Raw genomic sequence first — 10,712 nt, forward strand, 5'->3', positions numbered from 1 at the left:
GAAGCTATGCGGGGGTGGGAAAACGAACTCTTTTTAACTAGTCAGAGTTCTTTCTCACTCCCTTTTTTCTGCAATTTTTTCGAATGGTATAAGTGAGGGGATTCCCTACACGAAATCATTGGAGGTTGCTATGAAGAAACGACACGAGTATGTATCGCCCACCTTGGATTTAATGGCAAAAAAGATTTTTAGTCTGCCGGATGTGACAGCCAAATTTATCCGCGAAGTATTGGATCTGCCAGTAGAGTCCGTTGAGATTTTAGAAGGAGACCAGATCCATGAGCAGGGGTTTTTAGGAGATCTTCCTTTTGAAACATCTGTTGATGTGAGAGCAAGGCTAGATAGTGGGCTTGAAGTCATCATTGAGATTCAAGTTTTGAAGCAAGAGTATTTCTTGAATCGTTTCCACTATTATTTAGCCAATCAACTGGTAGAAAATGTCCAACGCAAGCGAAAGAAAGGAGCGACCCATTCTATGTACCAGGAGCTGGAGCCGGTCTATGGGATCGCTATCTTGGAGCGAAGTATTTTTCCTCATTTAGATTCACCTGTCAATGTCTATGAAATGCGCCATACGGTAGACGGGACACCTCTTTATAGCTCTCGAAAGGATGGAGTAGCTCATAATATGTTAAAGGTTGCCTTTTTAGAGTTGGATAAGTATAATGAAAGTAGAGATACGGAGTTGAATGCTCACTGGAGACAATGGCTTGAATTTTTTGGCAATCGCCCATTCAGTCATCAACCAGATCAAGTGATCGAGCAGGCAGAATCACTCCTGATCCCATCAAATTGGACAAGGGAGGAAAAAGAAATGATTGATGAACGGATTCGTATCAGAGAAAATTGGGAGATGAGCATGGATACCTTTCGGAAAGAACAACTGGAAGCCGGTTTTCAGAAAGGGTTGAAACAAGGTCTTGAACAAGGTCTCGAACAGGGGCTCGAACAAGGTTTAGAACAAGGTCTTGAGCGTGGTCTCGAACAGGGATTGGAACAAGGCAGACAAGAAGGCATGGAGTTGGGAGTTCAAGCTGGTCAGCAGTCTCTGATTCAGAAACTGGCTTTGAAGGGGATGAGTATCGAGATGATTGCTGAAATGACGGATTTATCCAGCGAATCCATCAAAAAAATGTTGGCTACGGATTCGTCTGACGAGGAGTAGTAGCGTGAACAGAATTTTGGGAACAATGAAACTTCGAGAATTACCTTGCTGAGAAAAAAGTAGTTCTAAAATGGATTGTAAAGATCGTCAGGAGTTCGTTATTTTTGGATCTTGATCCTCTACAGATTTATACGGTTATGATTTATTGAAGGTTGGAAACTTTTATCCAACCTTTTTTTCTCACTCCTCTTGCCCCTCACCTAGTGAACTGGAATAGAAGTTTAAAAATACGAGTTGTAATCCTTGACATTACATTGTGATCCTGTATAATAGCTATTGTAATAAATAATCTTACAACAGAAAGAGGAAACAACTATGAAAAACATTTTATTTATCGTCGGATCTCTTCGTCAAGGATCTTTTAACCACCAAATGGCTAAGAAAGCAGAAAGCCTTCTGGAAGGAAAAGCAACGGTGACTTACTTGGACTACAAGGACATTCCAATGATGAACCAAGATTTGGAAGCACCAACCCTGCCTGCTGTGCAGGCAGCGCGTGATGCGGTTCTTGCTGCGGATGCCATCTGGATCTTCTCGCCAGTCTATAACTTTGCTATTCCAGGTGTAGTGAAAAACCTGATCGACTGGCTTAGCCGTGCCCTTGACCTGTCAGAAACTCGTGGTCCATCTGCCCTTCAAGATAAGATCGTAACGGTTTCTTCAGTAGCCAATGCCGGACACGAACCAATGTTTGCGGCATACCAAGCGCTTTTGCCATTCGTTCGAACTCAAGTAGTTGGAGAGTTCACTGGAACAACCGTTAACCCAGAAGCTTGGGGAACAGGTGAATTAGTCTTGACAGATGAAGCGGTCGCAGGACTGGAAAAACAAGCACAAGCATTATTAGAAGCATAAGAAAAGCTGAGACAGAAGTCTCAGCTTTTTAGATACTAAAGAGTTGTCCGAAGAAGTAAGTCACACCCATGGTGAGAAGGCCAATGATGAGGTTGCGAAGCATGGCTTGCTTGGTTGGTGCTTTTCCCAGTTTTGCACTGGTATAGCCAGTGAAGATCAAGGATAGTCCAACAACGAAGACCGTCACCGGAATGCGATAGGCAGTTGGAAAGAGAATGATAGAGAGCATTGGAGGAAGGGAACCAACCGAAAAAGCAAGGAAGCTAGATGCAGCAGCATGCCAAGGATTGGTAAACTCCTCGTATTCGATACCATATTTCTCTTCGACCAGGGCTTTGAGAGGATGTTTCAGAAAGGCTCGCTCTGTTAAAATCTTTGCGGAAGTTTCGCATTCTCCATTTTGAAGATAAGCGTGGTAGAGAGATTCTCTAGCTAACTTTGGATCGCGATCCAACAAGGCTTGTTCGCGGTTCACAGCGGCTTCTTCCGTATCTTTTTGTGTGGAAACAGAGACATACTCACCGCCCGCCATCGAAAAGGCACCTGCCAGAATCGCTGATAAGCCAGAAAGAAAAATGATCCAGATGTTTGAGGTGGCACTGGCTACCCCGATCACCACCCCAGCTATAGAAATAATCCCATCATTGGCCCCGAGAACAGCGGCTCTCAAGATATTCAAGCGGTCGTTAAATGATTCATCTACTCCATGTTTCATTTCAGTCATACAATATCTCCTTCATCTTATTTAGAATGATTATAAATAAAATACAAAAAGAAAGCAAGGATTTTAACTCAAATGATAAAAGTTCGACAATTTAATGAAGTTTAAGTTGTAATATTTGACATTACAATTTAAAGAGGTATATTGTAACAAATACAATTACAACAAAAAGGAGATAGAATATGGTATACGCCTACCGTAGCAAGATTTATTTAGCAGAAGTAGCCTTACATGTGAAAGACTTGGATCGTCAAATAGCTTTTTATACACAAATCATTGGATTGGAGATCCTGTCGCAATCAGATCAGGAAGTTCTTTTAGGAACAGAGGGAAAAGCCGTGGTACATTTGAAGAAGACCAAGGGTGAGGAGGCGGTTCAAACCAGTTATGGCCTTTACCACATGGCCATTTTGTTGCCGACTCGTGAGGATCTAGCAGATGTGTTTAAACACATTGCGGAGTTGAATTATCCCTTTGCCGGTGCTGCAGATCATGGCTATAGTGAAGCTCTTTATCTGGAAGATCCAGAAGGAAATGGCATTGAACTCTATAGAGACAAGCCTGTTGCCGACTGGGATATTCGGGAAGATGGCCGCATCATTGGGGTGACAGAGGAACTTTCAGCACAAGAAATCTATGACATGGGCCACAAGGTAGAGCCTTTCGTCATTGCGCCAGATACCCGCATGGGGCATATCCACTTATCGGTCAAGGATAGCCACTTAGCAACTGCTTTCTACCAATCCGTTTTAGATCTATCTGATAAGTTCACCATTCCATCTGCCAGCTGGATCGCTTCAGGAGACTACCATCATCATTTAGCCGTCAATGAGTGGGGTGGAAAAAACTTGGACAAGAGAGAAGCAGAATTTCCTGGACTTGCCTATTACGTTGTTGAAGTCGAAAAGAAGGAAGACTTGGCGGCCATTGCAGAGAAGGCAAAAGCCCATGGAGCTCCTGTCAAATGGTTGAGCTCTAATGACTTTACCTTTCAAGATCCTGATGGCATTGTCACACGTGTTAGAAAAGGATAATAAAAAGGGAGTGGGAAAGAACTCCAACTAATTTAGAAGAGTTCGTTTTCCCACCCCCGCATAGCTTCAACAGTCTGGGAGACTGTTGAAGGTTGTGGATAAAGGAAACTTTGTTTCCCTCATTAGGTCTTCTTTGGAGCTTAATCAAGCGAACAACTACTTAGGAAACTTGCTTCGCAAGTCCTATCTACCACCTCAAAGAAGTGCTTTGAGCAATCAACCACTGCGTCATACAGTTTTTTCTATCAAATATCGAAGGCTGGACAGTTTATTCCCAGCTCCTTTTTGATGAGATAAATTAGTTCATTTCATTTTCTTTTCCCACAACCCAAAATAAGAGAAGGAGTTGGAAAATACCCAAGGCAAATAGGACCATAAAACCGTTGCGGCTTCCTTTAGCAGTGGCTTGGGTGAAGTCCATCTTTTGATTGGCTTGGCTCATGGCAACGATCAGCGAAGCCAGGGTTGTTCCGACAGCGCCTGCAAATTGTTGCAGGGTGTTAAAGATCGCGTTCGCATCGGGTTGCTCTTCCAGAGAGAGTTGTTTTTGTCCGTTGGTCATGATATTGCCAAAGGCCAGTCCCATACCGGTCATGAAGATCATGTAAAAGATAAGAATCAAGCCATTTGTCAGCTTCAGGCCAAAGAGGGTGAAGTGGAAATGGGCTAGAAGGATTAAAGCAGCTCCAAGGAGAATCGGTTTACGGGCGCCCAACTTATCTAGAATGAGACCAGAGAAAGGAGCAAAACCTGCTCCAATGATGGCTCCTGGAAGTAGCATTAATGCTGCAAGCGTGGTGCTCGAATGGTTGACCAATTGGACATAGTTGGGCAAGAGGAAACTCATGGCCAGAGAGCCTAATTGGAAAGTGAAAAAGGCAAGAACATGGCCAGTGAGGAGATGGTTCTTTAAGATGGCAAGGTTGATAATGGGAGTCTCCAACTGATTGGACCGCCAGACTAAGAGAACCAGTCCCAAAAACCCAATCACCAGCCAACCAAGGACAGAAAAACTAAAGAAAGCATGATCAGAAAGACCGTGAATCCCTAAAATCAAGCCTAAAAATGAAGCAATAATGGCGAGAAGGCTCATGATATCAAGCGTTTCTCGCTTGACTGTACTGATTTGTTCAATGGAGCGAAGTCCTGCAACTAACGAAGCTAGAAGGATCGGGAATTGAACCAAAAAGATGGACCGCCAACCGAAGTTGGCCGTCAAGAGACCACCGACAGTAGGCCCAATGGCGGGAGCGATAGCTGTAATCAGGGTCCCCACTCCCATCATGAGACCGATCTTGCGTTTTGGGACCTGCTCTAAAATGATATTAAACATCAGAGGAAGGGCAAAACCAACCCCCATTCCTTGGACCAATCGACCCAGAACCACAAAGCCAAAACTTGGAGCTAGGAAGTCAATGAGAACACCTAAAATAGATAGGAGATTTCCAACTAAAAAGATGGACTTCATTTTAAAAGAGCGCTTGAGGTAGGCAGATAAGGGGACTACACAGGCAACCACTAGAAGATAGATGGTGGTGACCCACTGGACGGTTGCGGTATTGATTTCAAATTCCTTCATCAATATTGGGAAGGTGATATTCATGGCAGTTTCTCCAGCCACTCCGCAAAAGGAAAGGATCCCTGTTGCAAAAATAGCGTATAGGACCTTGGCTGAAATTTTTTCTTGTGACATCGGTGTCTGATTCCTCCTAAATCTTCCTAAAGATATGGACTATGGTATAAAAATCATGGTAACGATCTGATTTTCCGCCAGATCCAATCGCAGTGAGCGTAACAGGACTGATGTTAACCTGATCCATCGTTTTATTAGCTAACAAATAGTATAGAGGAAATGAAGACCACTGTCAAAGAGTTTTTGAAAAGTTTTGAAAATAATAGCATTCTCAAATGATGACGTCTCTACAAACGAAAGGAAAGGCTCGCCAGTATGATATAATAAGAAGAAAGCAGTAAACGTGAATAAGTCAATCAACTCGAACAGGAGGCCCCATGACCAAGTATTTAGTCCAGAAGTTTTTCTGGTTACGAGAAAAAAGTTTGATTCAAATTTCCCAGAAAACCCTTGTTTCCTTATTTCCTTTTTTTCTATTTTCAGGAATCATTCGGGTGATCGCTCTATCGGTCTTCTCCGATCGAGGCTATATCCATCAGCTCTTTTCGATGGACAGCTGGTTGCCATGGGATCAGGCCATCAGCCAGGTCCTCGGTAATATTTCCAACTTTCTAGGAGGTCTAGCTGGGCCTTTAGCGACCTACTTCGCTGGAAAATACACAGCTGGGCATTACGGTCGAAGTACGGGGACAGCCGGCGTGACTGCTCTTTTGGTCAGCTTGATTGTAGGGTCTCAGGAATTGTTGGTGGGACCACTCCATGATGGGCAACTGACACGCATTAACTTACCTGCGACGACCAATATCCTCTTAGCCATTGTTTTAGGCTATCTTATCGGACAGATCTTTCGGCTATCTAAAGCCAGTGACGATCAGATTGTGGACAAAGACTTCATCTATCAACCCAAGACTGTGCGTCCCATTTTCTTGTCCTTAGTTCTAGGGGTTATCCTCAATCTTCTTTTGGTTCTTGGAAATCAATTTAATATTTTTCAGACTATCCGACAGTTCTTGGCTTCTCTAACGGTAAGCAGTCATCATCTCCTGTCCACCTTTGTCATGGGATTATTTAGTGGGCTATCTGCTTGGTTTGGTAATAGTCAATCCTTTGCCTTGAACTCAATTGCGGATGATAACTTTGCTTTGGAAAATCTCACCTACGCTGTGACGCATCATACAACGACAGGCATTCCTCATCTCTATACCTTGACCAATTTGTACCGCAGTTTTGGTCTGGTAGGTGGAATTGGTGCAGTTCTAGCCTTATTGGTAGCGATCCTGCTGGTTTCGCGAAGTCAAAAGGACAAGAAAGTCAGCCTTCTCAGTCTGTTTCCAAGTCTCTTTAACAATGGGGCTTCTTTCATGGTAGGGATACCGGTCCTTCTCAATCTCCTATATGTGATTCCCTTTTTATTGATCCCTTTGGTGAATATGGCGATAGCAGCTCTAGCTTTGTGCTTCAAGCTGATGCCAGCAGCCGTCTATCCGGTGCCAGATGGGACTCCTAGCCTTCTTTATGCTTTTATTGGAACCGGAGGAAGTTTGAGGGCTTTAGCTGTCAGTATCCTTTGTTTTGCCGTCGATGTGCTCCTTTATCTACCATTTGTTCGTATGGGAAATCGTATCCGAAAAGATTTAAAAGTGAAAGGAGAAAGCGATGAAACCATCTAAAAAAACAGCCATCGTCCTTACTTTGGTCAGTCTTTTCTTGATCGCTTTAGCCATTCCTTCTTATAGCTGGACTCGAACCAATGTTTCAAAAATCGAGAAATTTTATAATTCAAAATTGTCTCCCATCATCATGATCCCGGGAAGCTCTGCGACAGAGAACCGCTTTGATGGCTTGGTGACCAAGCTCAACCAAGACCGCCAAGGAACCAAACACAGCCTGCTCAAGGTCAAAGTTTGGAATGATGGGCATATCACCTATAGTGGAAGTATTGATGCCAAGGACAATGAGCCGGTAATTGTGGTTGGTTTTGAAAACAACAAAGATGGCTACAGCAACATTAAAAAGCAAGCCAAACTATTTAATCAGGCCTTCGAAGCCCTTCAAGAAAAATACAATTTTAATAATTTTAAGGGCTTGGGTCATTCCAACGGTGGCTTGATTTATACAGCCTTTATTGAAAATTATCTGGGGGATTACGATATAGATCTCAAGACCCTCATGACCATCGGAACTCCCTACAATTTCACGGAGACTAATATCAATAATAAATCTGAGATGTTGGCCGATTTTATCAAGGGAAATGAAGCCATCCCGACAACCCTTCATATGTATTCAGTAGCAGGGACCATCACCTATGACTCAGATGAGTTGGTTCCGGATGCTAGTGTTTCTGCTGGGAAATATATCTACCAAAACCAAGCAGCTAGCTATACGGAGATTACGGTGACGGGGGAAGATGCCCAGCACTCGGACCTTCCAACCAATGATGAGGTGGTTGCCTTGGTGAAAGAGCATATTGAAAGTCAAACGGATCGTCGAGCCAAACCGAATAAAATAAACTAAGTGTGACGAAGGGATTCCTTCCTCACCTTTTTTTTAGTATAATAAAGTTTAGTATGAAAATAAGGGAGACTATAGGAGATCAGATGAAAAGAAAACAATGGGTGCAATTGGGCTTAGTGGCTTCAAGTACGCTCTTGTTAACAGGATGTTACCAGAGATACCAACGCCAGTCCAGTCCCAAAAAAGAGGCTGCAACAAGCCAGACTTCAGCAAAAAAACAAGCGAAAAAAGCAGATAACAAACAATTATACCAGTCTGTTTTTTCTGACTACCAAAAGATTTTTGCCACTTCAAAAGATTTAGATGCCATTTCCAAATTGAATGATGCATTAGCCAAAGAAGATCGGATGATCAATAGTTGGGTGATCGAGACCGTGATCAATCAGCCAGAAGCCGTTCGCTATGCCTTTAAGGACTTAAATAACGATGGGGTAGATGAGATGATCATCGCCAATCAGCAGACCGATGGAGGCTACTTTGTGACGGGAGTCTACTACCTCAAGAACCAAAAACCGACTCTACTAGCTGAAGGTTTCGTCGCTGGACACGGTGGAGCGCGCAATGCGACGACCCTCTATAAGGGAGGAGAAGTCTTAGAAGTCAGCTGGATGTCAGGAACTGGCCGTGGGGTAGCTGTGCTCTCACGGATAGAAAAGGCGCCTCAAGCTGCGACCAAAGTCCAGGAAGAAGAAGTCCAAGTACCTGGTTCAGATCTGAATAGCCTCTTTGGAAAATCGGATGAGGATAAATTGGATCTCAAGAGTTTCGATTGGCAAACTTTTGACAGCACACCATCAGCGGGAAATAGCCAAAGCCAGGAAAAAACGCCTTGGAATGCTGAAAAATCAGCAAAATTAGCAGAATTTATGAAGAACTGGGGCGAAAAGATGGGCCAACCCAACTATCAAAAAGGCATCGCTGGCGGTGATGTAGGACCAGACAACCTCTACACTCTAGGGGAAAATAGTAAGATGGATGCCATTTATACAGATACCGGTCAAGGAAATGCAAAATACCGCATCGTGGAACGCTATAGCAATTGGGACAAGTATCCAGATGTGCATAGTTATTTCTTTGCCATTACAGATACAGGAGAAGGTATTGTCTTTCATTCTCCAACGACCAATGGAGGAAAGATGTATCTAAAACCAACGGACAACAAGGAACTTCAAGAAGAGTTCAATCAATTACTTCATCAATGAAAAAAAGAAATACGGGCTTATTCAGTTCTTTCAATCATTCATCAAAGATTGGACGTTTTGTCTAATCTTTTATTTTATATGCGGAATGAATAAAAATTTATTTTCTGGGTTTTGTGAATTGGATGGCGAAACATGTTAAGAGTTAGTGATAAAAACTGGTATAAGAAGGATCAAGTACATAAAATATTTGACAATAAAAAGATTTCATCTTAAAATATAATCAATCAATATCTATAGGAGAAAAATTATGAAAAAACTTCTCACAGCAGGCGTGGCTCTCTTATCAGTCGCAACATTAGTAGCATGTTCTGGCAAAACTGCTTCAGAATCATCAAGCAAAGATGCAAAGTCTTCTTCAAGTAAGGTAGAAAAGTCATCTAGTTCAGAAAGCAAATCAAGCAATTCATCAAAATCATCTGCTAATGATAAGACAAAAGATTCAAAAAAAGATGATAGTAAAAAAGAGGACTCTATAGCAGGTGCTCAAAAAACCGTTCTCGAAACAAGTGATGAAGCAGGCAAGTCAACTATCACCTTGTATTACAAGGGAGATACCTTGTTAGTACAAGAAAAAGTTGATGATTACGATGTCTCAAAAGTAGCTGGTGATAACCCTCTTCAATCAATGAAAGAAGCTGTTGCTAGGAACCAAGAAAAATTTAAAGATCTGATGGGACATGGATTTGAACTGACATCAGAATACAAAGACGGTATCTTCTATATCACCAATACAATTGATTACACCAAAGTAGATATTAAAAAATTAAAAGAAATAATCCCTAGTCTGAACCTTGAAGCTGACAATACAATCAGCTATTCTAAAGCTAAAGAGCTTTTCATTAATAGCGGTATGGTCGAAAAATAGTGTTTAGATGTCCTAAATGGAATGGAGAGCAGATGATCCTCTGCTCTCTTTTTGCTTTCTTACAAAAATGTAAGAAATAAAGGGGAAAATGTAAGGTTATGTTATGGTGAAAGCCTTTCAGTTTTAGTACAATAGATTTGTAAAAATAGACTGAAGCTTTTATCAAGCTAGAAAGGAACGGACCATGATCCTACTAGACGTTCAACATATCAAAAAAATCTACAAAACCCGCTTCCAAGGAACGCAGGTCGAAGCTCTAAAAGATATTCACTTCACTGTTGAAAAGGGTGAATACGTGGCCATCATGGGGGAATCAGGATCTGGGAAATCGACCCTCCTCAATATCCTGGCCATGCTGGACCAGCCGACCGAAGGACGGGTCTACCTCAATGGCACCGATACCTCAACCATCAAAAACAAGGACGCATCGAGCTTCCGCCGGGAAAAACTAGGCTTTGTCTTTCAAGACTTCAATCTGCTTGATACCTTGTCTGTCAAGGACAATATCCTCTTGCCTCTAGTCCTTTCTCGCAGACCAGTCAAGGAAATGATGAGCAAGGTGGAGAGCGTCAGTCGGGAGTTGGGCATTCACCAGCTCTTAGAAAAATACCCTTACGAAATCTCTGGTGGACAAAAGCAACGGGTAGCCGTAGCACGGGCCATCATCACCTCCCCTGAAATCCTCCTGGCCGATGAGCCAACAGGGGCGCTGGATTCCAAGTC

The 10,712-nt window shown here is 42.7% G+C and carries 10 protein-coding genes; 8 read left to right on the plus strand and 2 right to left on the minus strand.

Going from position 1 to position 10,712, the window contains the following annotated elements:
• Positions 1–130: 130 nt before the first annotated feature.
• Together HMPREF2904_RS03260 and HMPREF2904_RS03265 are read left to right on the plus strand one after the other, a co-directional pair.
• Positions 131–1,165, plus strand: coding sequence for an Rpn family recombination-promoting nuclease/putative transposase (locus tag HMPREF2904_RS03260; protein ID WP_070660043.1), 1,035 nt, complete (start codon positions 131–133; stop codon positions 1,163–1,165).
• Positions 1,166–1,480: 315 nt separating this feature from the next.
• Positions 1,481–2,020 (plus strand): NADPH-dependent FMN reductase, encoded by a 540-nt coding sequence (locus tag HMPREF2904_RS03265; RefSeq protein ID WP_070660046.1) that lies wholly within the window; start codon positions 1,481–1,483, stop codon positions 2,018–2,020.
• Positions 2,021–2,048: 28 nt separating this feature from the next.
• Here HMPREF2904_RS03265 and HMPREF2904_RS03270 read toward each other — a convergent pair whose 3' ends face one another.
• Complete coding sequence (locus tag HMPREF2904_RS03270; protein WP_070660050.1) at positions 2,049–2,744, minus strand: VIT1/CCC1 transporter family protein; 696 nt, start codon at positions 2,742–2,744, stop codon at positions 2,049–2,051.
• A 179-nt stretch (positions 2,745–2,923) separates the two neighbouring features.
• On the opposite strand from HMPREF2904_RS03270, the gene HMPREF2904_RS03275 reads away from it, so the two are divergent.
• Positions 2,924–3,775, plus strand: coding sequence for a VOC family protein (locus tag HMPREF2904_RS03275; protein WP_070660052.1), 852 nt, complete (start codon positions 2,924–2,926; stop codon positions 3,773–3,775).
• Positions 3,776–4,073: 298 nt separating this feature from the next.
• On the opposite strand, the gene HMPREF2904_RS03280 is transcribed toward HMPREF2904_RS03275, so the two are convergent.
• Positions 4,074–5,468: an MFS transporter gene (locus tag HMPREF2904_RS03280; protein WP_070660055.1), complete on the minus strand. Its 1,395-nt coding sequence runs from the start codon at positions 5,466–5,468 to the stop codon at positions 4,074–4,076.
• A gap of 317 nt (positions 5,469–5,785) precedes the next feature.
• Here HMPREF2904_RS03280 and HMPREF2904_RS03285 point away from each other — a divergent pair, with 317 nt between their 5' ends.
• From HMPREF2904_RS03285 to HMPREF2904_RS11875, 5 genes are all read left to right on the plus strand, one after another.
• The gene (locus HMPREF2904_RS03285) at positions 5,786–7,078 is read left to right on the plus strand and encodes a PTS transporter subunit EIIC (RefSeq protein ID WP_070660058.1); all 1,293 of its coding nucleotides are present in this window, start codon (positions 5,786–5,788) and stop codon (positions 7,076–7,078) included.
• Positions 7,065–7,922 carry an alpha/beta hydrolase gene (locus HMPREF2904_RS03290; protein WP_070660061.1) on the plus strand — a complete coding sequence of 286 codons (858 nt, stop codon included), beginning with the start codon at positions 7,065–7,067 and terminating at the stop codon, positions 7,920–7,922. The genes HMPREF2904_RS03285 and HMPREF2904_RS03290 overlap by 14 nt, the downstream gene beginning before the upstream one ends.
• Positions 7,923–8,005: 83 nt before the next feature.
• Positions 8,006–9,124 carry a DUF4767 domain-containing protein gene (locus HMPREF2904_RS03295; protein ID WP_070660064.1) on the plus strand — a complete coding sequence of 373 codons (1,119 nt, stop codon included), beginning with the start codon at positions 8,006–8,008 and terminating at the stop codon, positions 9,122–9,124.
• Between the two features lie 247 nt (positions 9,125–9,371).
• Positions 9,372–9,989: a DUF1307 domain-containing protein gene (locus HMPREF2904_RS03300; RefSeq protein ID WP_070660067.1), complete on the plus strand. Its 618-nt coding sequence runs from the start codon at positions 9,372–9,374 to the stop codon at positions 9,987–9,989.
• Positions 9,990–10,173: 184 nt separating this feature from the next.
• On the plus strand, positions 10,174–10,712 hold a 539-nt coding region (locus tag HMPREF2904_RS11875), incomplete at its 3' end, for an ABC transporter ATP-binding protein (protein WP_256263226.1).

Origin of the sequence: Streptococcus sp. HMSC072G04 (assembly GCF_001813295.1) — a bacterium.
Taxonomy (GTDB): domain Bacteria; phylum Bacillota; class Bacilli; order Lactobacillales; family Streptococcaceae; genus Streptococcus.

Coding starts and splice junctions, on each gene's coding strand:
- HMPREF2904_RS03260 (WP_070660043.1), top strand. CDS start 131: ATGAAGAAACGACACGAGTATGTATCGCCCACCTTGGATTTAATGGCA.
- HMPREF2904_RS03275 (WP_070660052.1), top strand. CDS start 2,924: ATGGTATACGCCTACCGTAGCAAGATTTATTTAGCAGAAGTAGCCTTA.
- HMPREF2904_RS03265 (WP_070660046.1), top strand. CDS start 1,481: ATGAAAAACATTTTATTTATCGTCGGATCTCTTCGTCAAGGATCTTTT.
- HMPREF2904_RS03280 (WP_070660055.1), bottom strand. CDS start 5,468: ATGTCACAAGAAAAAATTTCAGCCAAGGTCCTATACGCTATTTTTGCA.
- HMPREF2904_RS03290 (WP_070660061.1), top strand. CDS start 7,065: ATGAAACCATCTAAAAAAACAGCCATCGTCCTTACTTTGGTCAGTCTT.
- HMPREF2904_RS03295 (WP_070660064.1), top strand. CDS start 8,006: ATGAAAAGAAAACAATGGGTGCAATTGGGCTTAGTGGCTTCAAGTACG.
- HMPREF2904_RS03300 (WP_070660067.1), top strand. CDS start 9,372: ATGAAAAAACTTCTCACAGCAGGCGTGGCTCTCTTATCAGTCGCAACA.
- HMPREF2904_RS03285 (WP_070660058.1), top strand. CDS start 5,786: ATGACCAAGTATTTAGTCCAGAAGTTTTTCTGGTTACGAGAAAAAAGT.
- HMPREF2904_RS03270 (WP_070660050.1), bottom strand. CDS start 2,744: ATGACTGAAATGAAACATGGAGTAGATGAATCATTTAACGACCGCTTG.